We start from the raw sequence: 25398 nt of genomic DNA on the forward strand, positions 1-25398 counted from the left end.
CAAGGCCAGCCGCAGCTCCCTCTGCAGGGGTTTCAATCCAACCGCTCGATCAGTACATCGCCGGCCCACGCGCGCACCTGCGCCGGGTCCAGCCGTCGCGCGTCGCCACTCTCCAGCCGGCTCATCGAGAACGCCGTGGCCAGTCGCGCACAACTGGCCAGGTCGGGGGAGGGCTCCAACAAGGCGGCGGCGATGCCGGCGACCATGGCGTCGCCGGCACCGACCGTACTGCCCTGCGCCAGTCGCGCCGGTCGTGCGACCAGGGCGCCGCTGCAATCAATGAACAGCGCGCCGTCGGCGCCCATCGAGATCGCTACGAGTGCAACTCCGCGTTCGACCAGGGCCCGGCCCGCGGCGCGCAGGGCGCTGCGATCCAGCAGCGGCGTGCCGGCCCAGGCCTCCAGTTCATGGCGGTTGGGCTTGACCGCGTAGGGCAGTGCACCCTGTGCACCACTCAACGCCGCGGCAAGCGCGTCGCCACTGGTATCCAGCAGTACGCGCGCGCCGGCGGCGCGCACCTGCGCCTGCAGTCGGGCCCATGCATCGGCTTGCAGCCCGGACGGAAGGCTGCCGGACAGCACCACCGGCAGCTGCGGCTGGAGCAGTGCGTCGAGTCGGCGCGATACCGCGTCCAGATCGGCGTCGCACAGTGACAGGCCGGGCAGGTTGATGTCGGTGGTCTCGCCGTTGGCATCTTCCACCAGCTTGATGTTGGTGCGGGTACGGCCCGGAATGCGCAGACACGCGTCTGCGATGCCCCGATCGGAAAACAGTGCGCTGAACACGCCGTCGTTGCCATCGCCGAGCACGCCCAGCGCAGTGGTCGGCACGCCCCAGTCTGCCAGGCAGGCGGCCACGTTGATGCCTTTGCCCCCAGCGTCGTCGCGGGAACTGCGGGCGCGATGCACGTGACCCGGTTGCAGGTTCGCCAGCCGCACGGTCTGGTCGATTGCCGGGTTCAGGGTAATGGTGACGGCGCGGGAACTCATGCGCGCGCTCCATCGAGCGCACGCACCTGCTCAGCGGTTTCGCAGTCCAGCGCCGTCGCAGCCAGCGTTCGCAGATCGGCCAGCGCGCTGCCACGCAGGCGTGCTTTCACGGCCGGGATGTCGTTCGGGGTCATCGACAGTTCGTCCACGCCCAGGCCGGCCAACAGCAGTGCGCCGAACGGATCGCCGGCCAGCCCGCCACAGACGCCCACCCAGCGCCCATGCAGTCGTGCGCCTTCCACCGTGGCGCGGATCGCGCGCAGCACGGCCGGATGCAGGCTGTCGGCCTCGGCGGCCAGTTCCGGATTCTGGCGGTCGATCGCCAGCACGTACTGGGTCAGGTCGTTGGTACCGATCGAGAAGAAGTCGGCGTGGCGGGCCAGCACATCGCTCTGCGCCGCAGCGGCCGGCACTTCGATCATGATGCCGATCGGTACCCCGGGCGCCTGCAGTGCTGCGCGCTGGCGCTCGCAGATGGCGCGCAGTGCGACCAGCTCGCTCACCGAGGTGATCATCGGGAACATGATGGACAGGCGCGCGCCGTCTTTCGCCGCGCGGTACAGCGCACGCAGCTGCGGTTCCAGCAGGTCCGGCCGGCGCAGCAGCAGGCGCGCGCCGCGCACGCCCAGGAACGGGTTTTCCTCATGCGGCAGCTCCAGGTGCGCCACCTGCTTGTCGCCACCGATATCGAGCGCACGCACGATCAGTGGGCGGCCGCCGAGTGCCTTGGCCATCGCCACATACGTGGTGTACTGCTCATCCTCGCTGGGCGTACTGCCACGTTCAAGGAACAGGAATTCGGTGCGCATCAGGCCGACGCCTTCCGCGCCTTGCTCTAGTGCCAGCGGCACCTGCTCGGGCAGGTTGACGTTGGCGCCGATGTCGATGCGGTGGCCGTCCGGCGTCTGTGCCGGCTGCGCACGTTGCGCCGCTTCACGCTCGCGGATCTGCTGCTGTTCGGCGATCCACGCGCGCGCCGAGGCGAGGTCGGCCTCGGACGGAGACAGGTAGAGCCGCCCGCTGCTGCCGTCGATGATCGCCTCGCGACCGGCGCTGATCGCGAGCAGCTCGCCCCCCCCGGCGACCAGCGCCGGCAGGCCGAGGGTGCGCGAGAGGATGGCGGTGTGCGAGGTCGGCCCGCCCTGCGCGGTGGCCAGGCCAATCACGCGGGTAGTGTCGAGGTTGGCCGTGTCGGACGGCGACAGGTCCGCCGCGATCAGGATGCACGGGTGCGCGGGCAGGTCGGCCAGGCCGCCACCGGCGGCCGACGGATCAAGCTGCGCCAGCACTCGGCGGCCAACGTCACGCAGGTCGGCGGCGCGCCCGGCCAGCACCGGGTTGCCCAGCGCGGCCAGGCCCGAGGCGATGTGTTCGATGGCCTGGTGCCAGGACCATGCGACGCCATGGCCTTCGACCATCAGCTGGCAGGTACGGGTAATCAGGTCGGTGTCGTCCAACAGCGCGGCATGGGCCTTGAAGATGGCGGCGTCCGAGGCGCCAAGCCGGCGCTGGGTGTCATCCTGCAGCGCGGCCAACTGCTGGCGGGTACGTGCGAGCGCGTCCTGCAGACGCGCCCCGCCTTCGCCGAGCGGGGCCGGGCGATCGGCGACCTCGGCCTGCGTGCTGGCCAATACATGCACCGGGCCGATTGCCAGCCCAGGGCTGGCACCGATGCCGACGATGGCAGCCTGTGCCTCGGGCGGATTCCAGCCTGCCACCGGCGTGGCCTTTCGTTGTGCTGCGCGTTCGGCGTCGGCCTTTTCCTGTCCCACCAGGTCCTCCATGACCCTGCGCAGCGCGGTCAGCAGGGCAGGGGCATCCGGCCCCTCGGCAGACACGCTGACGGCATCGCCATGACGCAGGCCAAGTTGCAGCAGCGCGACCAGACTCTTGGCGTCCGCTGCCTGGTCGCCGGCACGCACCTGGGCGCGGGCCGCAAAGCGGCGCGCCGTCTCTGCCCAGCGCGTGGCCGGGCGCGCGTGCAGGCCGCTGGGGTAGGCAATGGTCCAGTCAAAGCGCTCGGCCAGATCGGTGGCCGGTACCTGGGTGGTCGTGATCGCAATGTCGCCGGTCAGCGCGTTGACGATCTCACCCGCATCGGTGGTCGCAAACAGGCGCTGCAGCGTTGCCTCATCCTGGATCAGCCGGGTCAGGCGGCGCAGCAGGGTAATGTGGGTATCGGACTGGGCAGCGATGCCAACCACCAGACGGGTGACCTGCCCCGGATTCCATTCCACGCCTTCCGGCAACTGCAGCACGGCAATGCCATCGCGGCGCACCAGATGGCGGTCCTCGCCAAGCCCGTGCGGGATTGCCACGCCATGGCCGAGGAAGGTGTTGGCCAGCGCTTCGCGCCGTCCCATGCTGGCCTCGTACCCCGGCGCCACGCAGCCGGCCGCGACCAGCATCTGCGCGACCTGGGCGATCGCATCGGTCTTGTCCTGCGCCCGCGCGTCCAGGCGGATCAGTTCCCGGCTGACGGGGGAGGGGAAGGTCTGGGGCGACAAAGGGCGGCTCCGGCAAAAGGATGGCTGGGCATATTGGGAACGTTCCCACCGCCTATTTCAATGTGCACTGCACAAAATGCCAATAGCTCTTTGGCGTTAGCATTGTCCTGAACAGCCGCCGGGCCATGGCAGGCGCACTTTTCCGGGAACGTTTCCAATGAGTATCAGCATCAATGACGTCGCGCGTGTAGCGGGGGTATCCAAGTCCACCGTGTCGCGGGTGCTCGGGGGCGGCCCGGTCAGCGAAGAGGTTCGCGGCCGGGTCGAGGTGGCGATCCGCCAGACCGGCTATCGGCCGAACCTGCAGGCAAGGCGGCTGCGCTCCCGGCACACCGGCATCATCGGGTTGATCGTTGCGGATATCCGCAACCCGTTCTTCACTGCGCTTATCCGTGCGGTGGAGGAGGTCGCCTATCGCGAAGGCCTGCGCGTCACGCTCTGCAACACCGACGAAGACCCCGAGCGCGAGGCGCTGTACCTGCAGTTGATGCACGAGGAGCGCATCAGTGGACTGATCTTTGCGCCCACACGGACCACGGTGGGGCGGCTGGAACGGCTCACGCTGGACTTCCCGACGGTACTGGTGGACCGCGCCGCGGCCAGCGGGTCGATCGACAGCGTGGTGCTGGACAATCCCGCGGCGATGGGCGCGCTGGTCGAGCATCTCGTCGAGCGTGGCTATCGCCGCATCGGCGGCCTGTTCGGCAGCACCAGCACCACGGCGGCCGAGCGCCGCGACGGCTATCTTGCTGCGATGCGCACGCACGGATTGGAGCCGGATTACCGTGAAGTCGAGCCAACGGCCGAGGCCGCCATCGCAACGGTCGACCAATGGCTGGCCGGCCCTTCGCGTCCCGACGCGCTGGTCACCAGCAACAGCCTGCTGCTCATGGGTGCATTGAAGGCGGCACGCAGCGCCGGTCTCGCCATTCCAGGGGAGCTGGCGCTGGCAGGGTTCGACAACGAGCGCTGGACCGAGCTGGTCGAACCTGGCATTACCGTGGTCGAGCAGCCGGTTGAAGACATGGGGCGCGCTGCGATGTCGCTGTTGCTGGAACGCCTGCGCATGCCGGAGCTGCCCGTGCGCAGGCTGGTGATGACGGGAAGGTGCGTGGTGAGAGGGTCGACGGCTGGGCGATAGTCCGGCGCCTGCTTGCGGCAGTCCATGAAGCAGCCGCCAGGTGTTGGCGGGTCATGCGTTGTCTGCTACAAGCCATCCGTACGCAGGCACAGGGAGCACCGCCGTGTCAGAGCCATATTCAGCACTGCTCCGCCTGCAGGCATCCATCACCATCTGTCCAGATGGCTGGCAGCGCCCGTGCCTTCATCAACCCGTTGGTCCGACTGGCGAGGCATCTCCGGGCAGTGGCGCATGGAAAACGGCCAATACGACGTATTCTGAAAGCCTCTACGATCTCACCGCGTTTCTCGGCCAGCTTGATCGGCTTTGACCTCTGCCGCGTGGCATCCATGAAAGCAACAGCCAGGGCCTCAACATGAAGGGACATCACCAACCCCAGGCGCGCCGCGTCATGCCTCGGCTCCTCGCACTTGGCCTCTGTGCGCTGGCTGGGTCCGCCGTGGCCGGAACAACGCAGCCGGCACGGACCTGGCTTGTCAGCGGCACGGAACTCATCACCCTCCTGCAGGGGAAAGGCGATGACGGGTTCTGCGACGGTGAACAGTGCCGGAGCCTGTCCAGCGCTCGAGCCAGCGGCTATATCCTGGGCGTCGCCGATGCCAGCCGCGGACAGTGGTGCGGGCAGGGCCAGATCCTTCCGCATGAACTGGTCGACCATGTGTCTTCCCATCTCCGGCAACTGCCCCGCGAGCGATTGCAGCAGGATGCGTCGCCACTGGTTGTCGAAGGGCTGCGCACGGCGTTTCCCTGTGGTCGCGGCACACCACGTGGCAACAGTGCCGAGCCCGGCAATGACCAATGAAGCATGCCGCGCCCGCTTGGCGACGATGCGGACGTCCTACACCCTCGCGACACGGTGCATTCACGGCCACCGACATTCGCGCTGCCACACTGCATGTTCCTTCCACAGCACGAGGTGCCCCATGGCTACCTGTGATGTCTGCGGCAACAACTACGACAAGAGCTTTACCCTGCAGCAGTGCGGGCGCAGCGGCACGTTCGATTCGTTCGAGTGCGCGATCCACGCATTCGCACCCCGCTGCGCACACTGCAAATGCGCGGTCATTGGGCATGGCGTTGAAGGAAATGGCCAGATCTTCTGCTGTGCACATTGCGCCGGTCATGCCGGCGTACAGGGTATAGCCGACCGGGCCTGAGCTGCCTTCAGCGCCCTCCTGCTTCCTGCCCAGAGACAAGCGAAGAAAGCCGCGCGATCCGGGCTGCGCCCGAATCAGTCAGCAGCGCCAGTGCGCGCCGCTTCCGGGAAGGCAGCCCCGCCACGACCTCCGGTGCCAACACGACGTCGAACTCTCTGGCGTTGGCATCCAGCGCGGTGGCCAGAACGCACGAATCGGCCGTCATGCCACTCAGGCACAGGCGGCGCACGCCCAATTTGGCCAGCAGAATCGGCAAGGGACTGGCCAGGAACGCCGAGTGCTTGGGCTTGAGCACGAAGTAATGACCGGGCAAGGGCGAGAGAAGGCTGGCAATTCGCCCCGCCGGACCGCCGTCGCGCCGGCACTGTTCCACCTGCTGGCGGAAATCGCGCTTCCAATCCGAGAAATTGTCATTGGCGTAGATGACCGGCCACCCGCGTTCGTCGAAGTGATCCCTCAGGCGCCGGATCTGCCGGGCCGCCCGCTCTGCCGCGGGCGCCAGCTCCTGCGCGCCCGGGAAATCGAAACGGCTGAACATGTCGATGATCAGCAAGGCCGTCGACGGATCATCTGCCATGGTTCAATCTCCTGTCTGGGTATGCGGCGCCTCGACCGGCTTGGACTGCGGCGAATCCTTCTGGCGCAGGAAGATCGTCAGCACCACCAGAGACAGCACGGCCAGGAACTCGCTTTGCCAGTTCTGCATGGATTCGAACCAGAATGTGCTGCTGGCGAGGTGCTCCACAAAGCCTGGCGGCGGCAATCCCTTCAACTGCTGTTCGGCCTCCTCGGCGCGCCAGCTTCCCAATGCATGCAGCGTAAAGCTGAACAGGAACAACAGCCCGAACGCAATCGCCAGCGAATGACCGTAAAGAACCTTCCACAGGCCACCGCGCCTGACCGGCCAGGGCGTGCGGCCGGGTTCGATGCGATTCTGTTCCTGCGCAGGGTCCAGCGGCCGCGATTCGGCCGAACCGCGCTGGCGCAGGCTGACCGTCAGCAGAACGTACATCCCCATCTGCAGGAACTCGCTCTCCCAGTTCTCGAACGTGGCGCTGACGAAGTGCCCGGTAGCCAGGTAGTGCCAGAAATCGATCGGCACGCGTCCGTGCTCGACCAGTTCCTGGTTGTGCACGTGATGCCCCGCAACTGCCTGGCCCACAATGAACACCAACGTGAGCGCAAGCAGCACCAGCGAGAGACCGTTGCGTTTCCACATGCAACACCTCGTTCAGGCCGTTCCAAAGATCGTCCATGAAGCTTGCGTGGGCAAAGGGCCATGCCTCGTGATTGCTGCGCATCCGGGATGTGAGGCGGACTCAACGCTTTCCCGTCGGATCGGGATCAGGGCGCTCGTAGTCCTCCGGTACCGCCTTGGGGCCGTCGCCGTCGTCGGGCATGTCGTGCTCCTTCCATCTGGCTCGATCGTTGCGCCGTTTGTCCGGCGTGTGCGCTTTTGACTGATCGTCCACATCCGTCGTTGGATTGAAGGGCAGTTTGTCGTTCATGGGCAGCTCCTGCGGCGAGAGAGTGAAGCCTGCGCCGCGCCGGGTTAACGCCACGACGCTGCAGAATGAACGCCGCGCACACCGGGATGTCACTGCAGCCGGATGGCGGCCTTGCGATGCTGGAGACCCGAGCTCCTGGAGCAGCACGATGCAGGCATTGACCTATCACGGCCGCAGGGATGTGCGCGTCGAGACTGTGCCCGACCCGGTACTGGCGGCGGATGACGATCTGATACTGCGGGTGACCGCCACCGCCATCTGCGGTTCGGACCTGCACCTCTACCGCGGCAAGATTCCTGATCTGCACGATGGCGATGTACTGGGCCACGAATTCATGGGCGTGGTGGAAGAGGTCGGCAGCGGCGTGACCCAGGTGAAGCCGGGCGATCGCGTGGTGATTCCGTTCGTGATCGCCTGTGGCGAGTGTTTCCACTGCAGGCTGGCCGAATATGCCGCATGCGAGACCACCAATCCTGGCAAGGGCGCGGCGCTGAACCAGAAAGGGCTGCTGCCTCCAGCTGCTTTGTTCGGATACAGCCATCTGTATGGCGGCGTAGCCGGTGGCCAAGCCGAATTCGTACGCGTGCCGAAGGCCAACGTGGGCCCGTTGCGCATTCCGGAAGGCGTGGCCGATGAGCAGGTGCTGTTCCTGTCTGACATTCTCCCGACCGGCTATCAGGCCGCGCTGAACGCGGGTGTGAAGCCCGGCTCGACGGTGGCCATCTTCGGCGCCGGTCCGGTTGGGCTGATGAGCGCGGCCTGTTGCCGACTGCTGGGAGCAGAGACCATCTTCATGGTCGACCACCTTCGTTACCGCCTGGACTATGCACGCCGTGCTTACGGCGTGACCCCCATCGACTTCAAGGAGATAGAAGACCCGGCCGATTACATCCTTACCCAGACCAGTGGGCGGGGCGTAGACGCCTGCATCGAGGCCGTAGGCTTCGAGGCCGAGGGCAGTGCGCTGGAGTCAGCGTTGACCGCTGTAAAGCTGGAAGGCAGCAGTGGCGTGGCGATACGGCAATGCATCGCGGCAACGCGCCGTGGCGGCGTGGTCAGCATTCCAGGCGTCTATGCCGGCTTCATCCATGGTTTTCTGCTGGGTGATGCGTTCGATAAAGGTCTGACATTCAAGATGGGCCAGACCCATGTGCAGGGGCTGATGCCGGAACTGCTTGACGCAATCATGGAAGGAAAGCTGGATCCGGGTGACATCATCTCGCACCGGATGCGCCTGGCCGACGCTGCGCAGGGCTACGCGATATTCGATGCCAAGGATGACGACTGCCGCAAGATCGTGCTGACACCCTGAGCATGCTGCCATGAGCGCGATTGCCGCCGGTGTCTACGCACTGTGGCTGGCTGCCGGCTGGCTGGACTTCCATTTTCACCGGCGGACCGACCTTCCACACACCTCTGCGATGCGCGAAAGCCTGTTGCATGGGCTGCAGTTGCTGCTGATCGGCAGCGGGGTGCTCGCATGGCTCCTGCTGGAAAACACGCTGTCGCTCGTCACGTTTCTGGCACTTCTGGTCCTCGCGCACGCAATCGCCGGCTACTTCGACACCGTCAGCGCGGACGGCAGACGACGCATCAGCCCGGCAGAGCAGCATGTGCACAGCGTGCTCGATGCCGCGCCGTGGGTCCTGCTGGGCTGGGTGGGCTGGCAGGTCCACCCCCGGTGGTCGCTCGAAGTGAAGCCTGCAGCACCGGGCGTCTGGTGGCTGGTCCTGCTGCCGGCGCTGGGCGTGGTCGTGCTGCCATGGTTGTGGGAGCTGCTGCAGTGCCTGCGCGCACGACGGCAGCGCGGGCAAGCGAGCGCGTGAGGATCATCGCGCAGAGAATTCATGCGCCGGCTACGCCTCCCAGACAGTGATGTGACCGCTTGCCGCCTACGTTCGACATGTCTCTCCATTTCAGGCCCCTTCATGCAGCATGTGACGCCGCCATCCCCGCTGGAGAGCCGCGCTCGCGAGGTAGTGGTCCAGCGGCCCGACCTGCCATTGCCCGGAAGCGGCCTCACGCTGCGGCGGTGGCAGGCGCTGGCGGCATGGGGGGCGGAAGACCTGTGCCTGGCCAAAGTGCTTGAGGCGCACTACGACGCCCAAGCGATCATTGCCGAACTGAACGCGCCCGCCCTGGCTGAAGGCCAGCTACTGGCGGTCTGGGCCGCGGAAGGTACAGCCAACACACTCCGCTTCGATGTTCACGGTCAGCTCCATGGTGACAAGCCCTGGTGTTCCGGCAGCGCGTGGGTGGATGCGGCATTGGTAACCGTCCGCAACGCGCAGGGCGTGTGGCTGTGCCAGGTGGCAGCGAAGCACTGGCGCACGCTTGCAGATGAGCCCTGGCCGGCCGTTGGCATGGCCGGCGTTCCGTCCACCACGGTGCGGTTCGACGGCGCACCGATGGCGCTTCTGGGAACGCGCGATGAGTACCTGCAGCGACCGGGTTTCTGGCACGGCGGTGCGGGCATCGCGGCAGTCTGGTTCGGCGCGGCGGCCGCCCTGGCCGAGCGCATGCGGCCAGCCTGCACCGAGGGGAATCGCGCGCGATTACTGGGTGAAGTGGACCTCGCCTTGGGCCCGGCGGCGGCGCTGCTTCGCGAAGTGGCGGCGCGCATCGACGCCGCGCCGGAATCGGCGCACCGCGAAGAGGTCGTGCGCCTGCGCTGCGTGGTCGAGCGCGCGGCGACGCGTGTCCTGGATCTGGCGGGGCGCGCACTGGGCCCGGCGCCGATGTGCCTGGAAGATGCCCACGCCCGTCGCTGCGCGGACCTGACCGTGTTCCTTCGGCAGAGCCACGCAGATCGCGATTGGGAATGGCTGGGCGGCCAGCGGGCGAGCCAGGAGGCGACATGGGCGCTGTAGCCAGGACACCCCTGCAGGGGGAAGGAACGCAGGAGCAGGCATGGCTGCGCTGCGATTGGCTGTGGCAGCGGCCGGCAACATCGGCCAATGCCCTGTGCGCCGGCCATGATCGCGTCGTGGTGGTCGCACCCCATCCAGACGACGAGATCCTCGGCTGTGGTGGACTGCTCCGTCACGCTGCGGAGCAGGGCATGGAGGTACGCGTCGTCGCCGTGACTGATGGCGAAGCGTGCTATCCGGACGAGCACTGGTGGACGCCAGAACGCCTGCGCTCGGCGCGACGCGCCGAGCTTGCCGCAGCGCTGGGCGAACTCGGTATCCGGCCTGGATCCGCGTTTCATCTCGGCATCGCCGACGGCGCGGTCAGTGCGCACGAACAGGGCCTGGAAGATTGGCTGCAGCAGCACCTCCAGCCGAGCGACCTGGTCCTGGCACCCTGGCGCTTTGATGGGCATCCCGATCATGAAGCCGCAGGGCGTGCTGCCTGCAGGGCGGTGCGGACAGTGGGCTGCCGACGCCTGGAGTACCCGGTGTGGGGCTGGCACTGGCTTGACCCCGCCTGCGCGCACATGGCGTGGGAGGTTCCCAGGCTGATCGACATTTCAGCAGTGGCTGCCGCAAAACGAAACGCCATCGCGCACTTCCGGACCCAGACCGGCGAGGTGCCGGAATTGAACAGCCCGCCGGTGCTGCCCGCACATGTATTGACCCGATTCTTCCGGAACTACGAGGTATTCCTGGCATGAGCGCGCAACCGTACTTCGATGAACTGCATGAGCAGGAGGATCCCTTCGGCTATCGCAGCCGATGGTATGAAGAACGCAAGCGTGCGCTGCTGCTGGCCAGCCTGAGCCAGCGCCAGTTCATTCGGGGCTGGGAGCTGGGATGCTCCAACGGCGTGCTGACCGAGGCCTTGGCCGCCCGCTGCGAGCGCCTGCTGGCCACCGACATCAGCCCACGCGCAGCGTTCCGGGCCCGCCGCAACCTGGCCCACCTGCCGCATGTGCAGGTCCATTGCGCCAGCCATCCCGAGCAATGGCCGCCGGGCCGCTTCGACCTGATCGTCTGCGGGGAAATGGGCTACTACCTGGGTGCAGCAGCGCTACACGAGCTGCGCGCCGGCATCGATTCGGCCCTTCGCGACGACGGACTGCTGGTCGCCTGCCATTGGTTGCCTTCGTTCCATGGGCGCGCAAGTCGCACCGACGTCGTGCATCGGTGCCTTGGCCAAGGCCTGCACGAAGCCTTCCACTATCGTGATGCGGACTTCGTGCTGCAGGGCTGGACGCGCAGCGCACTATCGCTGGCCCGCAACGAGGGCCTGCGATGATCGGCATCCTGGTTCCGGCCCATGACGAGGCCGCCAGCGTGGAGCGCTGCCTGCAATCGATCCGAAGGGCAGCCCTGCATCCCGGGCTGCACGGCGAAGCAGTGCAGGTGGTGGTTGCACTGGACAGCTGCTCGGATGCCACCGCGTCCATCTGCCAGCAGCAGCGGGTCGATACGGTGCGCCTGGAAGCACGCTGCGTCGGCGTTGCCAGGGCAGCGGCCGCCGCTGAGCTGCTCGGACGCGGTGCGAGATGGCTGGCGAGCACCGATGCCGACAGCGAGGTACCTCCCGAATGGCTGGTTGCCCAGCTTGAAGGCCGGTGCGACGCCTTCTGCGGACTGGTGGACATAGCAACCACCTCCAGGACGGAGAAGCGCCTGCGACGCGCGTTCCAGAAACGGCAGCAGTGGGGCGACGATCATGGGCGCATCCACGGTGCCAATTTCGGCGTCTCCGCCCAGGCCTATCTGGCGGCCGGGGGATTTGCTCCCCTGCGCTGTGGAGAGGATGTTGCACTGGTGAGGAGGCTGCAACGCATCGGCGCTGCCGTAAGGTGGGCCGGCGCTCCCATCGTCATGACCAGTGCCCGCCTGGTGGGACGCGCGACCGGAGGGTTCTCGGCCTACCTGGCCGGAATGGAGGGTGCGCGCCCCGCCACGGCGGCAGATCGGCGGATGGCGGTACCTGGAAGCGCCTCGGAAACCACGCTGAATTGGGCATGATGTGATGTTTTCCCGGCTGGCGTTTACGGTTTCGCCACGATGCCCGTCCTAGAGTGAAGCGGTGGGAGAGCAGGAGTGGCACCATGCCGAATCGAGCCATCGCCTACGTCAGCGAGGCCGTCAGTGGATTCTCGCCGGGACGTCTGAAAGCGCTGATGGACGATGCCGCGCGCTTCAATCGGGGCGCAGGGGTGACCGGGGTGCTGCTGTTCGACGGCGAACGCTTCCTGCAGTACATGGAGGGCCCTGCCGATGGACTGGATGTGGCCTTCTCCCGTGTCGCCGGCGCCAGCAGTCACATCCACCTGATCGAACTTGCGCGGGGGCGTGTCGGCCAGCGGCGGCTGCCGTTCTGGCCCATGCGTTGCCTGTCCGTCACTGCAGATGAGCTGCGCGAGATCGCCTGTGCCGACTGGACCAGCTTCATCCAGCGGGCAGCGACCGAACAGGCCGATGCCACGGCGATGGACAAGCTGCTGCTGATTGTCGAGCCCTACGCGAAGGCCGCCTGAGCCGGAAACCTGTTACTGCAGTGTGCCGCAGGGGAGAGGATGGAGCGAGGCAGGTTGTGAACCGCCTCATTTGGCGCTACGGCAAGGGCAGCATCATGGAAGGGCAGGACACTTCCTGCGTCAGAAGGAATCAACGTGCCCCTCCGCGCAATCGCTTACGCAAGTGAGGCGATACCGGGGCTTTCCATGGACCATGTGGACGACCTCGCCAAGGCCGCTGCCCGCTTCAACTTCGAAGCAGGCGTGACGGGTGTGCTTCTTTACGATGGGCACCGCGTCCTCCAGTACATCGAGGGACCGGAAGACAGCATCAACGTGGTGTACAGCCGTATCCTCGGTGCCCGCAGCCATTGCGAACTGCTTGAGCTGGGCCGGGGCAGGGTGTCCGGCCGGTTCTTTCCCTATTGGTCGATGCGGCTGCTCTGGACCGACCCTGCCGACATCCGCAGCGTCGCTCGTGGCAACTGGAGCGGGCTCTCCCGTGGTGGTGCGCTGCGCCAGCTGGGCCAGGTGGTAGCCCCACACCTGGCATAATCCCGGCGTCTGCCGCTCAATGCGTGGCAGGGGGCGCGCAGGCGTCTCCCACGACCTGCTGGACGGCTTCCTGCAACTGGTCGATGTGGAACGGCTTGGCCACGAAGGTTGCGCGGCGGTGGCGCAGCGGCACCAGCTGGTCATAGACCGCAGACACGAACAGGTAGGGAATGCCGAGTTCCGCCAGTCGATCGGCCACCGGGAACACCACGCCATCGCGGAGCTCCACATCCAGAACCGCGCCATCGAAACGTTGCGTATCCAGCAACCCCAGCGCATCGAACACGCTGTAGGCGTGGGTCACCCGGCCGCCGCCGTCTTCCAGCGCCTGTTCCATCAGTGCAGCCAGGTCGAGCTGGTCTTCAACCAGCAGCAGGTTGCACCTGCGCTGGTCCATTTCCGATTGCATGCGCGCATGCCTGTGTTGCCTTGGGAACTGCAGTGTGTGCTGTATTGCATCAACGGCGCGCGTGGGCCGTGTCAGCCCAGCGCGAAGCCGCCCCGCGCAGGTGCTCCATGCCGTCGATGCGGCGTGGAAGGCGGTGCGCCTTTTTTGACGGCGCGTTGGCGGCGGCCATGGATACTGCCGCCGTCCCCCAGCACTGGAGCCATGACCATGCCTCGATCCGCCACCGACCCCACCGCCCCCTGCGCATTGCGCGTGGAGTGCATGTCCCTGGATTGCGGCGGCGCTGCGATCGTCGTGGAGCTGGATCGCACCCCCGAACGGGCATGGATGAAGTCGCTCAAGCGCGCCCTGCAGGAGGATGACGTGCTGGAGGGTGCCCAGGCCAAGTTCGATGGCCGCTTTGTCTACGTGGTGGGCGTGGAAGGTGGCGCGCACCGTGCGCAGCACCGGGTGATCCAGGCGTTGAAGGCGTCCGCAGGCGCGCGCGCACCCGCAGCAAGCCCCCGTCGCGACGCCGGCAGCGCTGTAGTGTCCGGCGCGATGCCCGCCTGAGTTCGCGGCAGGCGTTGCCACGCAACAGCGGATGTTATGACCGCATCAGCGCCAGGTGCAGCGCGCACGCCCGCCGGCTCACGCCGGCCGACGGGGCAGTGATTGCTGCCTCGCCACCATGGTCTCCGGAGGCATGTCGCCCCACTACCGGAGACCGTGATGGCAGACCAGAACACCGTCCGCAGCGAGCGCCTGCTGAAATGGCTGCAGGATGCCTACGCCATGGAGCAGGAGGCGGAGACCATGATGAAGGCCATGGCTTCGCGCATCCAGAACTATCCCCATCTTGCCGCACGCATCGGCCAGCACGTGCTGGAGACGCAGCAGCAGGCCGCCTCCCTGCGCGAGTGCATTGAAGCGCTCGGCGGAAGCGTGCCCACCGCCAAAGGGCTGTTCGCGAGCATGACCGCAGCGATCCACGCCGCCGGCAACACCCTGATGGAGGACGAGGTCGTCAAGAGCATCGGCATCTCCTTTGGCTTCGAGAACACCGAGATCGCCACCTACCGGGCACTGGTGATCGCGGCCGAGCGGGCCGCCGCGCCGGATATCGCGGCCGTGTGCGGCCAGATCCTGCAGGAAGAGATCGCCATGGCGCGCTGGCTGGAAGAGCACCAGGACAGCCTGGTCGGCGCCTTCCTCAACCGTGACGAAACGCCTGGCGCCCAAGCCAAGCGTTGATCCCGATCCCGCCTGCCATACACAGGAGACAGTCCCATGTTCTTCCACCACAGGAAGCTGATGTACACCGTGCGCGTGCGCGAATCCAACCCGCAGCTTGCCAGCCTCATGCTGGAACAGTTTGGCGGCCCGCAAGGCGAACTGGCGGCTGCAATGCGTTACTTCACCCAGGGACTCGGTGAATGCGATCCGGGCCGCAAGGACCTGCTGATGGACATTGCCACCGAAGAGATCAGCCACCTGGAGATCATCGGCACCATCATCGCCATGCTCAACCGCGGCCCGAAGGCCATCCAGTCCGAGGGTCTTGCCGAAGCCGAGGACATGCGGCTGCTGGGCCAGAACAGCACCAGCCATACCGAACAGATCCTGTATGGGGGCGGCCCGGCGCTGGTCAATTCCAGCGGGGTGCCGTGGACGGCGGCCTACGTCGATTCGATCGGGGAGCCCACCGCCGACCTGCGCTCGAACATCGCCGCCGAAGCCCGCGCCAAGCTGGTCTACGAACGACTGATCACGGTGACCGATGATCCAGGCATCAAGGACGCACTGCGCTTCCTGATGACGCGCGAAATCGCCCACCAGAAGTCCTTCGAAAAGGCATTGCACAGCATCCAGCCCAACTTCCCGCCGGGCAAGCAGCCGGGTGACCCCGCCTTTACCGACCTGTACATGGACATGTCGCAGGGCGACGGCGCCGATGACCTGCTGGGCAGCTGGAACAGCGGCGAGCTGTGGGAGCGGGTCAGCGACCGCGAGGCCCAGGCCGCTGTGGACGGCGGTGACGGCAGCGCCACGGTGGGCCTGGACCCACGCGAGCAGGCGGCGGTGCAGGCCATGACCCTGCGAACGCTTTCCGATCCCGAAGCACGGCCGACAACCGGTGCCGAGCTGGGCGCCGGGCCGGGCGCCGGTGCGCTCGACCTGCCGCCACGGGAGCCTTGACGCGGGACAGGCCGGGGCGGGCCTCCGCCCCACGTTTCGCGTGAAAAAAAAGTGGGCGGACACGCTGTCCGCCCACATGGGGTGCAACCGGTCAGTCTCGATCAACGCTGCTGGCCACCGCGATTGTTGTTGCCGCCACGTTCCTGCTGTTGCTGCCGACCGCCCTGGTTGCCACCCTGGTTGCCGCCGCCATGGCTGTTCTGGCCGCCTTCGCGGCCGATGTCGGCCATGTGCTGGCGATCCTGGCTCACCGCTTCGCCGCCCTTGCGACCGGCTTCGCGCGCTTCTTCAGAGCTGAATTCATGGGCGTTGCCCGACTCATGCGCGGCGCGGCCGCCCTTGGCGGCGATCTCGCGCTGCTTGTCTTCGTCCATCGAAGCGAAGCCGCGGTTGCTGCTGCCCTGGTTCTGGTTCTGGTTGGCCATGGAAGGTCTCCTTGGAGTGAGCCGCCCGATTGGCGGCAGCGGCCATCTTCCAGATCCGCCGCTAGACGGCGGTGGCACCACTGCCAACGTGATGTCATGCGCAGGCACGCGCTTCCTCATGCATTCTCCACGAAAGCAAATCCATCGGCGGGAGACACGGCATGCCGGTCGTGGTGCTCGAGCCGGGTGTCAACGCAGCGCGGCGTTGGCACGTACAGGTTCAACGCCGCCTCCACGCAGGTGTCACCGCGCGTTTGATCCGCACCGCTAAGGTAGAGCCATCTGCAACAACCCGGTGCTGTCATGCCTCTTCGTGCCATTGCATATGTAAGTGAAGCCACCCGAAACCTGACTGCAGAACGGCTGCAGCAGCTTGTCGCGGACGCGATGCTGTTCAACGAGTCGGTTGATGTGACCGGCGTCCTCCTGTTCGACGGCACGCGCTTCCTGCAATATCTCGAAGGCCCGGAGTCCGGTGTCAGCGCGGCGTACACCCGCATCCTGGCGGCCGGCAGCCACAACGGTCTGGTCGAACTCAACCGGGGCAGGGTGGGGCGGCGGCAGTTCCCGCACTGGCGCATGCACAGCGTGCGCGTGGATGAGCTGGCGCTGGGAAAGATCGCGATCTCCGACTGGACCGGCTTCGTGCGCAGCGCCTCCGCGCTCGCTCCTGGCACCAGTGCGCTTGATCGACTGCAATCGGTGGCGCAGGCGCCGCCAGGCGCCGGCGATGGCCGGTTGCTGGAACCGGACGGACCGGTGGCACGATGAGCGCAGCCGACGCCCCGGGCACGCCAGGACAGGTACGCATCGGCTGCGCAGGCTGGTCGCTGTCGCGCGCGGCGCAGGCGGCGTTCGGCGCAGGCGACAGCGTACTGCAGCGCTATGCCACCCGCCTGCCGATGGTCGAGATCAATTCCTCGTTCTACCGCCCCCACCAGGCGGCCACCTACGCCCGGTGGGCGGCGAGCGTGCCCGCGGGTTTCCGCTTCGCGGTGAAACTGCCGCGCGTGATCAGCCATGAACGCCGGCTGCGCGACGCGATGCAGCCGCTGGCGCTGTTCCTTGATGGCGTGATCGCGCTGGGGGACAGGCTGGGGCCGCTGCTGCTCCAGCTGCCGCCCAGCCTGGCGTATGAGCCGGCGACCGTAACGGCATTCCTGCACGGACTGCGCGCACGCACCTCGGTTGATGTCGCCTGCGAACCGCGCCATCCCAGTTGGTTCACTGCGGACGTCGACACGCTGCTGAGCGACCATGGCATCGCACGGGTCGCGGCTGACCCGGCCCGGGTACCGGCAGCAGCGGTCCCGGGCGGTGACCGCACGTGGAGCTACTGGCGCTGGCACGGGCAGCCGCAGATCTATCGCAGCCCCTACAGCGAACAGGCGCTGGCGGGGCTGGCCCAGCACCTGCAGCGTGAAGCCGCTGCGCAGCGCCGCGCCTGGTGCGTACTGGACAACACCGCGCTGGGCCACGCGACCGGCAACGCCCTGCACCTGCAGGCACTGCTGCAGGAGAACGCGCATGCCTGAGGGTCCGTCCATTGTCCTGCTGCGCGAAGCCGCCAGCCGCTTCAAGGGTCACGTCGTGCGCGGCGTCTCCGGCAACAGCCGCATCGACCTGTCACCGCTGCAGGGACGCAGGGTCAAGGCGGTTCGCAGCTGGGGCAAGCACTTCCTGCTGGAGTTCAGCCACCACACGCTGCGCATCCATCTGATGATGTTCGGCAGCTGGCGCATCGACGAACGGAAGCCAGTTCCTGCACGGGTATCGCTGGCATTCGAGAACGGGGAACTGAATTTCTATGCGTGTTCCGTCCGGCTGATCGACCAGCCGTTGGACGACGTCTACGACTGGCGGGCGGACGTGATGAACGACGCCTGGGATCCAAAACTGGCACGGCGCAAGCTGAAGGCGCTGCCGGACACCCTGGTCTGTGATGCGCTTCTGGACCAGACGATCTTCGCCGGCGTCGGCAACATCATCAAGAACGAGGTGCTGTTCCGCATCCGCGTGCATCCGGCCACGCGACTGGGCGACCTGCCACCGCGCAAGCTCACCGCCCTGATCACCCAGGCCCGTGCCTACAGCTTCGACTTCCTGGAATGGAAACGGCGCTTCGAATTGAAGAAGCACTGGCAGGTGCATACGCGCAAGGTGTGCCCGCTCTGCGGTGGCCCGGTCAGCAAGCTGTACATGGGTACGACGCGGCGACGCACGTTCTTCTGCCCAAACGATCAGGTACTCTACCCACCCTGAGGCCGCCGTCCATGGCGGCCTGCGATTCGACTCAGGCGGCCTGCGCGGCCTTGGCATTGCCGCCGCCCTTGGCCAGCAGGGTCAGCTTCTCATCGGTCGCCTTTTCTTCCTCCAGCGTCTCCAGCAGCAACGGCAGGGCATCCTTGTAGCCCAGCTGCTTGGCCAGCGCGGCGATGGTGCCGTAGGAGGCTATTTCATAATGCTCGACCTTCTGCGCGCCACCGATCAGGGCAGCATCGCGCACCGGCCCCTTGTCGATGCTGTCGATCACCTCCTTGCCTTCCTCGACCAGGCCTTCCATCGCCGCGCACTTGATGCGCTTCAGGCGGATGCCGAGCACCTCGACCACCTGGTCGATGCGTTCGATCTGCCCCTGGGTTTCTTCCAGGTGCGTTTCGAACGCTGCGGCCAGATCCGGATTCTCGGCCGCACGGGCCAGGCGCGGAAGCGCCTTGGTCAGCTGCTTCTCGGCGCTGTAGATGTCCGAGAGCTCGTGGATGAACAGATCTTCCGCCGTCTTGATAGCCATGCTGGGCTCCGCTGTGAATGGAGTGCTCAGAGTAGGTCCCGTCCGGTTGCGATCAGGCGGGGAAGGAGTGAAGGCGGCATGTGAATTCCCACGCGGACCCTGCGCGCTGCCTTCACGAAGCAGCGTCTTTCGCGCATCGGCAGGACGCCGTGCCGGCGGCCTTCGCCATGGCTTCACAGTGGCATCGCTCCGTGCCCATGGAGTGGCCGGTACGGTCAGTTCACCCCCGATCACGCTGGAGACTCCCATGAGCGATGACAAGAACAACGCCGGCAGCCCGGACCGGGACCGCATCAACGTCAATGAGGATTACGAACTGCGGTACTGGACCACGACGCTGGGCGTGTCCGCCGACGAACTTCGCGCGGCCGTCGCGGCAGTCGGGCCCACGGCGGTTGCTGTCCGGAAGCACCTGGGCAAATAGCGCGGAGCTGGCCATGTCCCTGGTCGAGTATCGCCGCAAGCGTCGTTTTGACCAGACCAAGGAGCCCGAGCCGGGCAAGGCGCTGCCGAAAGGCCAGCGCGCCATTTTCGTGGTGCAGCTGCATCATGCCAGCCGCAGGCACTATGACTTCCGCCTGCAGGTTGGCGATGCGCTGAAGAGCTGGGCGGTGCCCAAAGGCCCCAGTTACGACCCGAAGGTCAAGCGCATGGCGGTGGAAGTGGAAGACCACCCGGTGGACTACGCGGCGTTCGAGGGTGATATTCCCAAGGGCCAGTACGGCGGCGGCCATGTCGCCCAGTTTGACCACGGTGTATGGGCCACGCAGGGCGATCCGGAAGCCCAGCTCGCCAAGGGCCATCTGCGCTTCGAGCTGTTCGGTACCAAGTTGAAAGGCGGCTGGCATCTGGTCCGGTCGGGAAAGCCCGCGCGCCAGCCACAGTGGCTGCTGTTCAAGGACGACGACGAATTTGCCAGCGATATCGAGGCAGACGATCTGCTGGGGGACGTCGCTGAAGCGCCACCGGAGGATCTGAAGCGTGCCGGCGCTGGCAAGGCCGCGAAGAAGCGGCTGACGGCGGTACCTGCCACACGCGCCCTGCGAAAGAACTGGGCGAAGAAGGCCCTGGCGCTCAGCAAGGCGAAAAGGGCCGCAGCGCCGTCCGGGCCGTTTGAGCCGCAGTTGGCCAAGCTGGGCGAAGCGCCGCCCCAGGGCGGGCAGTGGGTGCATGAGATCAAATGGGACGGGTACCGCATCCTTGCTACGGTGGCTGAGGGCAACGTGCAGCTGTGGTCACGGAACGCGCTGGAATGGACCGCCAAACTTCCCGAAATACGTGACGCGATCGCGGCCCTGGGCCTGACTTCGGCGACACTGGACGGCGAGCTGATCGCCGGCGCCGGCACCAAGGAAGACTTCAACCTGCTGCAGGCCACGCTTTCCGGCGAGCGGCAGGGCGTCCTGACGTATGCACTGTTCGATCTGCTGCATCTTGATGGCGTGGATGTGGCCGATGCGCCCCTGCTTGAGCGCAAGACCCTGCTGCAATCGGTGCTGGAGGGGCAGGGCAGCCCATTGGCCTTCAGTTCGCATGTACAGGGGGATGGCGACCAGGCCTATCGTCTGGCCGGTGAGCAGCACTTCGAGGGCATCATTTCCAAGCGCGCCGATCGCAGCTACCACAGCGGCCGCAGCGAGGACTGGCGCAAGACGAAGCAGCTGGCCAGCGACGAGTTCGCGGTGGTGGGCTACACCGCACCCAAAGGCAGCCGCACCGGCTTTGGTTCGCTGCTGCTGGCCCGGCCAGACGCAACGCATGGCTGGCTCTACGCAGGCCGCGTCGGGTCCGGGTTCTCGGATGAACTGATTGGCGACATCAGCAAGCGCATCAAGGGCGGCGGCGGCCACAAGCCAACCGCGTACGTGCCCACGCAGGACACCGATCTGCGCGCCGCGACCTGGTTCGAACCGCGTTTCGTGGTGGAGGTCTTCTACCGCGGAATCGGTGGGCAGCAACTGTTGCGCCAGGCGTCGCTGAAGGCGGTGCGGGCGGACAAGGATATCGCCGACCTCGCCGATTCCGATCGCGCCGGAGCGGCCCCGGCCGCTGCGCGGTCGCAAGCGCCCGCGCGGCGTGGGCGCCGGGTGGAAAGGGCGCCGGCAACGGATCGCGCGCCCCCCGTGCTGTCGTCCCCAGGCAAGATCCTGTTTCCCGGCGACGGCTACACCAAGCAGGACGTGTGGGATTACTACGCAGCAGTGATGGAGCACCTCCTGCCCGAGGTGGTGGATCGTCCGCTGTCGATCATCCGCTGCCCCAGCGGCACCGCAAAGCCCTGCTTCTTCCAGAAACACCATACGGCCGGGCTGGCGCTGGTCGATCCGGTAAGGCTGAAGGAGGAAAGCGGCATCAACGCCCATTACCTGGTGGTGCGGGACGCAGCCAGCCTGCTGGAACTGGTGCAGTTCAACGCGTTGGAGTTCCACCCTTGGGGCAGCCACGCCGAGGCGCCCGACAGGGCCGACCGGGTGGTGTTCGATCTGGATCCCGGACCGGATGTGCCCTTTGCCGAAGTCAAGAAAGCGGCAACCGATATCCGGAAACTGCTGGCGCAGCTGGAGCTGGAATCGTTCCTGCGAGTCTCCGGCGGAAAGGGCCTGCACGTGGTCGTGCCGCTCAACCCAGGGTGCGATTGGGACCTGACCAAGCGTTTTGCGAAGGGTTTCGCCGATGCATTGGCACAGTCCGAACCGCAGCGGTTCCTGGCAACCGCCACCAAGAGCCTGCGCAACAAGCGGATCTTCGTCGACTATCTGCGCAATGGGCGCGGTGCGACGGCGGTTGCGTCCTATTCGTTGCGCGCCCGGCCGGGCGCGCCGGTGGCACTGCCGATCGCCTGGGGTGATCTGGCGAAACTCAAGCGCGCCAACGCCTTCACGATCAAGGACGTGCCCGCAAAGCTCAGACGTCGCCGCAAGGACCCTTGGGCCGGCATCGCGGAAGTGAAGCAGAATCTCGCCCGATGGGCCCGGGCAGACCCGTAGGCCAGGCCCGTGCTGCGTACCGTCTGTCAGCCCGAACCCAACTGATTCGCAGAATACACAGGGCCGGAACATATCGTCGGCGCGGTTGGCCTATGCTTGCGGTACGGAATCTGGGGGGATTCGCTACAGGAGCAGCCAATGCCGATCAGGGCAGTCGCATACATAAGTGAGGCGGGCCCGGCCGTTGCCGGTGACCCGTTGGGCCTGCGCAGCGGGAAGCTGGACGACCTGGTCGATGATGCCGCCAGCTTCAACCGGAATGCCGGCGTTACCGGCGTACTGCTGTTCGATGGCGCCCGGTTCCTGCAGTACATGGAAGGACCCGAAGATGGCTTGAACGTGGCGTACTCGCGGGTACTCGGTGCTGCAAGCCACACGGGACTGATCGAGCTGCAGCGCGGCAGGGTAGGCAACCGGTGTCTCCCGTTCTGGCCGATGCGCTGGCTGCCGACGCAACCCGAGCAGTTGAAGAGTCTTGCCCGCGCGGACTGGTCAGGGTTCGCCCAGCGGACCGGTGACGATGTGCCAACCGAGACGGCGATGGATGTCCTGGCCAGGTTGGTGGAACCCTATGCCGTCGCAGCGTGATCGATCGGCCTAGCGGCCTCCATAGCGCGCCGCCCAGGGGATCTCGCCGCTGCACGAATCGAGGTGCCCGGTGCGCATCACGCAGTACAGGCGGGCATCCGGGTCAGCACTGGCAGCGATGTAGTCCAGCGCCTCGGCGAGCATGCGGATGAACTGCGGCTCGGGATAGAACGCCGCCCAGGTCGGCAGCATTTCCTCCAGTTGCGCGATCATCAGGTCGATTTCCAGATGCGTGCTCACTGCCTGGCCCTCCATGCAGCCACGTTAGCAACCACGCTGCAAGCAGAGGGTCGCGGTTTGCACAGGCGACGCAGGCATCGTATCCATGCGGCACTCACCCCGTCTTGATCCTCACCGCGGCAGTGCCTCGCACGTGAGCATTTCCTGCACGGGCACGCCACCGTCGTTTCACCCGGCAGGGCGTATCAGGGAAGGCTCTCCGATGAACCTGCAAGGATCCTTTTCATGGCCGACCCGTCCCCGCGCGCCAGCTTATGGTCAGCTGATTCCGATCCGCACGGCTTCCGCCCGCTCGCCGGGACCACGCGCGCGGACGTGCTGGTGGTCGGTGCAGGCATGACCGGCCTGTTGACCGCCGCCCGCTTGGCCGACAGCGGCCTGGATGTGGTGGTGGTGGATGCCGGCCCCATCGGCGGGCGCAACACGGTGATGTCAACCGGCAATCTTTACGCTCCCGTGTCCCGGATGGCAGACCTGATCGCGCGTTGGGGCGGTGACACGGCACGTCGTGTCGTGCAGTGGCGGCAACTCGCGCTGCGTTCCATCGAAACACTGGTCCACCGCTACGATCTGCACTGTGGCTTCGAGCGCGTGGCCATGCAGTACGGCGTGCAGGAGCGTTCGCGCGAGGCCACGGCGCAGTTCGAACGCGAGCTGCAGGCCTACCAACGCGTTGGCCTGTATTGCGAGCACCGCCAATCCGGGCTGCCGTTCACCTTGGGCCACGCTTTCCGCGTTCCCGACCAGGCGCAGTTGCATCCGGCGGCGTTCTGCAGGGAACTGGCCCGTCATCTGGTGGGCCGCGTGCGCATCCACGACTGGACCCGGATCACCCGCATCGAGGCTTCAGCCGGAGTGGCGACGGCCCCTGGTGCCCGCATCCATGCCAGGCACTTTGTGCTGGCCACCCACTCGCCAGCAGGATTCAACCTGGTGCAGGCCGAGATGGAGGTGTACCGCGAATACGGCGTAGCGGTACCGGTGGCCAATCCGCCAGCGGCAGGGATTCACTGGATCGCCGACCGGCACCGCTCGCTGCGCGGGGTGCATGGCGCTGATGGCCGCGACTGGCTGGTGCTGGTCGGTGAGACACATCGCACTGGCGAAACCCCGGCGATGGATCCGGCCCAGCATCTGGTCGCCGACGCGCGTCGCAACTTCAGCGTGCAGGGCGAGCCGCTGTGCTGGTCCGCGCAGCAGTTCCGGGCCGCGGATCAGCTGCCCTACATCGGCAGCAGCGCGCACGACAATGTATGGGTCGCTACCGGCTATGGGCCGGACGGATTGAACTGGGCGGGCGTGGCCGCGCGCGCGATCACGGAGGGAATCACGGGAACGACCAGCGAGATCGAGCAGCTGCTCAGCCCCATGCGCTTTACTCCGCTGCGCTCGGCTGCAGGCTGGGCCCGCACCAACGCCACGGTTGCGCGGCACATGGTGGGCGATCGCCTTGGAACCGCGTCGTCGCGCGCTCCCAGCGAGCTGGGCCGCGGGTGCGGTGCGCTGCTGGACGTGGACGGAGAGCGCACCGCGATCTACCGCGATGATGATGGCCAGCTGCACGCAATGTCGGCGCTGTGCCCGCACCTGAAGTGCGTTGTCCAATGGAATGGCCATGAGCGCACCTGGGACTGCCCCTGCCACGGCAGCCGCTTTTCCGCCACCGGAGCGCTGCTGGAAGGCCCTGCCAGACAGGGCCTCACACCAGAACAGCTGTAGGCGCAGGCATCCACCTCAGGCTTCGGCGGCTGCATCCGCATCGCAGGGCATGCAGCGCTCCTTCTTGGACTTGATGTCTGCAGCGGTCTTCGCCAGTGCCTCGTAACGCTGGCGTATCTCTTCAAGATGGGCCGGCTCCATCGACTCCAGGTTCAACAACTCCTGGTTGGCGTCCTTGCTCACCCGGATCAGTTCATCCAGCTTGATGTGCAACGCAGCGGTATCGGCGTTCTGCGTATGCTGGATCAGGAACACCATCAGGAAGGTCACGATAGTGGTTCCTGTATTCACCACCAGCTGCCACGTGTCATTGAAGTGGAAGGCCGGCCCGCTGGCAGCCCAGGTGATGATCACCCCCAGCGCTGCGACAAATGCCCCCAGGCTGCCGGACAATCGCGCCGTCGCCGCCGCGACGCGGGCGAAACCGCGCCGGATCACTGGTCACCTCCCGCGGCCTCCTCATCCGTGTGACGGTCTGGCAGTTTGACCCGCTCCCCGAGGCGTTTGGCCTGTTCGTCCGGCGTGGGCGCAGCGACGAAGGGGGAGATCGGGTCACTGGCGGGGAAGGTTTCCTGCAGCGCCTCGTCATGATTGCGGCGGTTGTGCAGCGTCGCCTGCAGCGGACTGACAGGATCGGGGCGCTGCGCCTCCGGGTCCGGATGGGGAAGGTCTTTCTGGTCGCGTTGCATGGTGCATCTCCAGGTTGATCACCACCTCGCAGGTGGCGGGCCCAGCATAGGAATGCGCTGTGAGCGGCCCCATCAAGGGCGGGGCAACGTGATGTCAAACCT

The 25398-nt window shown here is 66.5% G+C and carries 32 protein-coding genes; 21 read left to right on the plus strand and 11 right to left on the minus strand.

All coding sequences use genetic code 11. The features are described from left to right. Positions 1–32: 32 nt before the first annotated feature. A complete protein-coding gene (locus AC5QAB_RS07360) occupies positions 33–989 on the minus strand; it encodes a 1-phosphofructokinase family hexose kinase (protein WP_100450075.1) in 957 nt (318 codons plus the stop codon). After that, a complete protein-coding gene (ptsP, locus tag AC5QAB_RS07365) occupies positions 986–3496 on the minus strand; it encodes a phosphoenolpyruvate--protein phosphotransferase (RefSeq protein WP_197561111.1) in 2511 nt (836 codons plus the stop codon). Before ptsP ends, AC5QAB_RS07360 begins: the two co-directional genes overlap by 4 nt. 157 nt (positions 3497–3653) lie before the next feature. On the opposite strand from ptsP, the gene AC5QAB_RS07370 reads away from it, so the two are divergent. From AC5QAB_RS07370 to AC5QAB_RS07380, 3 genes are all read left to right on the plus strand, one after another. Beyond that, the gene (locus tag AC5QAB_RS07370) at positions 3654–4637 is read left to right on the plus strand and encodes a LacI family DNA-binding transcriptional regulator (protein ID WP_014647193.1); all 984 of its coding nucleotides are present in this window, start codon (positions 3654–3656) and stop codon (positions 4635–4637) included. Positions 4638–4992: 355 nt separating this feature from the next. After that, the gene (locus AC5QAB_RS07375; RefSeq protein ID WP_321210526.1) at positions 4993–5439 is read left to right on the plus strand and encodes a Rap1a/Tai family immunity protein; all 447 of its coding nucleotides are present in this window, start codon (positions 4993–4995) and stop codon (positions 5437–5439) included. 121 nt (positions 5440–5560) lie between these two features. Further along, complete coding sequence (locus tag AC5QAB_RS07380) at positions 5561–5794, plus strand: metallothionein (protein ID WP_495233261.1); 234 nt, start codon at positions 5561–5563, stop codon at positions 5792–5794. A gap of 7 nt (positions 5795–5801) precedes the next feature. Here AC5QAB_RS07380 and AC5QAB_RS07385 read toward each other — a convergent pair whose 3' ends face one another. The 3 genes from AC5QAB_RS07385 to AC5QAB_RS07395 form a co-directional block, all read right to left on the minus strand. Continuing rightward, complete coding sequence (locus tag AC5QAB_RS07385) at positions 5802–6371, minus strand: cysteine hydrolase family protein (RefSeq protein ID WP_053494322.1); 570 nt, start codon at positions 6369–6371, stop codon at positions 5802–5804. A gap of 3 nt (positions 6372–6374) precedes the next feature. Continuing rightward, on the minus strand, positions 6375–7013 hold the full coding sequence (locus AC5QAB_RS07390; protein ID WP_049407371.1) for a DUF6766 family protein: 639 nt from the start codon (positions 7011–7013) through the stop codon (positions 6375–6377). Positions 7014–7113: 100 nt separating this feature from the next. Beyond that, complete coding sequence (locus AC5QAB_RS07395; protein WP_014647187.1) at positions 7114–7302, minus strand: hypothetical protein; 189 nt, start codon at positions 7300–7302, stop codon at positions 7114–7116. A gap of 148 nt (positions 7303–7450) precedes the next feature. On the opposite strand from AC5QAB_RS07395, the gene AC5QAB_RS07400 reads away from it, so the two are divergent. The 8 genes from AC5QAB_RS07400 (at position 7451) to AC5QAB_RS07435 (ending at position 13270) form a co-directional block, all read left to right on the plus strand. Next, positions 7451–8614, plus strand: coding sequence for a zinc-dependent alcohol dehydrogenase (locus AC5QAB_RS07400; RefSeq protein WP_049407369.1), 1164 nt, complete (start codon positions 7451–7453; stop codon positions 8612–8614). A gap of 10 nt (positions 8615–8624) precedes the next feature. Further along, a complete protein-coding gene (locus AC5QAB_RS07405) occupies positions 8625–9128 on the plus strand; it encodes a hypothetical protein (RefSeq protein WP_495233262.1) in 504 nt (167 codons plus the stop codon). Between the two features lie 102 nt (positions 9129–9230). Continuing rightward, entirely contained in the window at positions 9231–10172 is a 942-nt protein-coding gene (locus tag AC5QAB_RS07410) for an acyl-CoA dehydrogenase (protein ID WP_197561110.1), read from the plus strand. Then, entirely contained in the window at positions 10160–10918 is a 759-nt protein-coding gene (locus tag AC5QAB_RS07415) for a PIG-L deacetylase family protein (protein ID WP_032955969.1), read from the plus strand. The genes AC5QAB_RS07410 and AC5QAB_RS07415 overlap by 13 nt, the downstream gene beginning before the upstream one ends. After that, complete coding sequence (locus AC5QAB_RS07420; protein ID WP_032955967.1) at positions 10915–11502, plus strand: class I SAM-dependent DNA methyltransferase; 588 nt, start codon at positions 10915–10917, stop codon at positions 11500–11502. Before AC5QAB_RS07415 ends, AC5QAB_RS07420 begins: the two co-directional genes overlap by 4 nt. Further along, on the plus strand, positions 11499–12224 hold the full coding sequence (locus AC5QAB_RS07425; protein ID WP_197561109.1) for a glycosyltransferase: 726 nt from the start codon (positions 11499–11501) through the stop codon (positions 12222–12224). The genes AC5QAB_RS07420 and AC5QAB_RS07425 overlap by 4 nt, the downstream gene beginning before the upstream one ends. Before the next feature lie 83 nt (positions 12225–12307). Further along, positions 12308–12736, plus strand: a complete 429-nt coding sequence (locus AC5QAB_RS07430; RefSeq protein ID WP_197561108.1) for a BLUF domain-containing protein — start codon at positions 12308–12310, stop codon at positions 12734–12736. Positions 12737–12871: 135 nt separating this feature from the next. Beyond that, complete coding sequence (locus tag AC5QAB_RS07435; protein WP_197561107.1) at positions 12872–13270, plus strand: BLUF domain-containing protein; 399 nt, start codon at positions 12872–12874, stop codon at positions 13268–13270. A gap of 16 nt (positions 13271–13286) precedes the next feature. Here the strand turns inward: AC5QAB_RS07435 and AC5QAB_RS07440 are convergent, their stop codons facing one another. Continuing rightward, a complete protein-coding gene (locus AC5QAB_RS07440; protein ID WP_014647178.1) occupies positions 13287–13679 on the minus strand; it encodes a response regulator in 393 nt (130 codons plus the stop codon). Between the two features lie 207 nt (positions 13680–13886). On the opposite strand from AC5QAB_RS07440, the gene AC5QAB_RS07445 reads away from it, so the two are divergent. The 3 genes from AC5QAB_RS07445 to AC5QAB_RS07455 all read left to right on the plus strand — a co-directional run bounded on the left by AC5QAB_RS07445 (position 13887) and on the right by AC5QAB_RS07455 (position 15857). Beyond that, positions 13887–14231, plus strand: coding sequence for a hypothetical protein (locus AC5QAB_RS07445; protein ID WP_100450505.1), 345 nt, complete (start codon positions 13887–13889; stop codon positions 14229–14231). A 159-nt stretch (positions 14232–14390) separates the two neighbouring features. Beyond that, the gene (locus AC5QAB_RS07450; protein ID WP_046430683.1) at positions 14391–14912 is read left to right on the plus strand and encodes a ferritin-like domain-containing protein; all 522 of its coding nucleotides are present in this window, start codon (positions 14391–14393) and stop codon (positions 14910–14912) included. A 36-nt stretch (positions 14913–14948) separates the two neighbouring features. Continuing rightward, positions 14949–15857: a manganese catalase family protein gene (locus tag AC5QAB_RS07455; RefSeq protein WP_046430681.1), complete on the plus strand. Its 909-nt coding sequence runs from the start codon at positions 14949–14951 to the stop codon at positions 15855–15857. Positions 15858–15958: 101 nt separating this feature from the next. Here AC5QAB_RS07455 and AC5QAB_RS07460 read toward each other — a convergent pair whose 3' ends face one another. Then, positions 15959–16282, minus strand: coding sequence for a KGG domain-containing protein (locus AC5QAB_RS07460; protein ID WP_046430680.1), 324 nt, complete (start codon positions 16280–16282; stop codon positions 15959–15961). Between the two features lie 303 nt (positions 16283–16585). Here AC5QAB_RS07460 and AC5QAB_RS07465 point away from each other — a divergent pair, with 303 nt between their 5' ends. The 3 genes from AC5QAB_RS07465 to AC5QAB_RS07475 are packed head-to-tail and all read left to right on the plus strand — an operon-like array spanning position 16586 to position 18544. Further along, a complete protein-coding gene (locus AC5QAB_RS07465) occupies positions 16586–17053 on the plus strand; it encodes a BLUF domain-containing protein (RefSeq protein WP_014647173.1) in 468 nt (155 codons plus the stop codon). After that, positions 17050–17817 (plus strand): DUF72 domain-containing protein, encoded by a 768-nt coding sequence (locus tag AC5QAB_RS07470; protein ID WP_100450068.1) that lies wholly within the window; start codon positions 17050–17052, stop codon positions 17815–17817. The genes AC5QAB_RS07465 and AC5QAB_RS07470 overlap by 4 nt, the downstream gene beginning before the upstream one ends. Next, complete coding sequence (locus AC5QAB_RS07475; protein ID WP_032962431.1) at positions 17810–18544, plus strand: DNA-formamidopyrimidine glycosylase family protein; 735 nt, start codon at positions 17810–17812, stop codon at positions 18542–18544. The genes AC5QAB_RS07470 and AC5QAB_RS07475 overlap by 8 nt, the downstream gene beginning before the upstream one ends. 31 nt (positions 18545–18575) lie before the next feature. On the opposite strand, the gene AC5QAB_RS07480 is transcribed toward AC5QAB_RS07475, so the two are convergent. Beyond that, positions 18576–19073 carry a YciE/YciF ferroxidase family protein gene (locus AC5QAB_RS07480; protein WP_005416567.1) on the minus strand — a complete coding sequence of 166 codons (498 nt, stop codon included), beginning with the start codon at positions 19071–19073 and terminating at the stop codon, positions 18576–18578. A gap of 247 nt (positions 19074–19320) precedes the next feature. Here AC5QAB_RS07480 and AC5QAB_RS07485 point away from each other — a divergent pair, with 247 nt between their 5' ends. The 3 genes from AC5QAB_RS07485 (at position 19321) to AC5QAB_RS07495 (ending at position 22648) form a co-directional block, all read left to right on the plus strand. Beyond that, on the plus strand, positions 19321–19497 hold the full coding sequence (locus AC5QAB_RS07485) for a DUF3606 domain-containing protein (protein WP_014647169.1): 177 nt from the start codon (positions 19321–19323) through the stop codon (positions 19495–19497). Between the two features lie 13 nt (positions 19498–19510). Beyond that, positions 19511–22060 (plus strand): DNA ligase D, encoded by a 2550-nt coding sequence (gene ligD, locus AC5QAB_RS07490; RefSeq protein WP_495233263.1) that lies wholly within the window; start codon positions 19511–19513, stop codon positions 22058–22060. A 138-nt stretch (positions 22061–22198) separates the two neighbouring features. After that, entirely contained in the window at positions 22199–22648 is a 450-nt protein-coding gene (locus tag AC5QAB_RS07495; RefSeq protein WP_197561104.1) for a BLUF domain-containing protein, read from the plus strand. 9 nt (positions 22649–22657) lie between these two features. Here AC5QAB_RS07495 and AC5QAB_RS07500 read toward each other — a convergent pair whose 3' ends face one another. Next, the gene (locus AC5QAB_RS07500; protein ID WP_014647166.1) at positions 22658–22888 is read right to left on the minus strand and encodes a hypothetical protein; all 231 of its coding nucleotides are present in this window, start codon (positions 22886–22888) and stop codon (positions 22658–22660) included. Between the two features lie 225 nt (positions 22889–23113). On the opposite strand from AC5QAB_RS07500, the gene AC5QAB_RS07505 reads away from it, so the two are divergent. Then, positions 23114–24607 carry an FAD-dependent oxidoreductase gene (locus tag AC5QAB_RS07505; RefSeq protein WP_197561103.1) on the plus strand — a complete coding sequence of 498 codons (1494 nt, stop codon included), beginning with the start codon at positions 23114–23116 and terminating at the stop codon, positions 24605–24607. 15 nt (positions 24608–24622) lie between these two features. On the opposite strand, the gene AC5QAB_RS07510 is transcribed toward AC5QAB_RS07505, so the two are convergent. Both AC5QAB_RS07510 and AC5QAB_RS07515 read right to left on the minus strand, forming a co-directional pair. Continuing rightward, a complete protein-coding gene (locus AC5QAB_RS07510) occupies positions 24623–25045 on the minus strand; it encodes a low affinity iron permease family protein (protein ID WP_019336571.1) in 423 nt (140 codons plus the stop codon). Then, on the minus strand, positions 25042–25296 hold the full coding sequence (locus tag AC5QAB_RS07515) for a hypothetical protein (protein ID WP_049481227.1): 255 nt from the start codon (positions 25294–25296) through the stop codon (positions 25042–25044). The genes AC5QAB_RS07510 and AC5QAB_RS07515 overlap by 4 nt, the downstream gene beginning before the upstream one ends. Positions 25297–25398: the final 102 nt, after the last annotated feature.

The sequence above is a fragment of the Stenotrophomonas sp. YJH_SMC_127 genome (assembly GCF_059372445.1).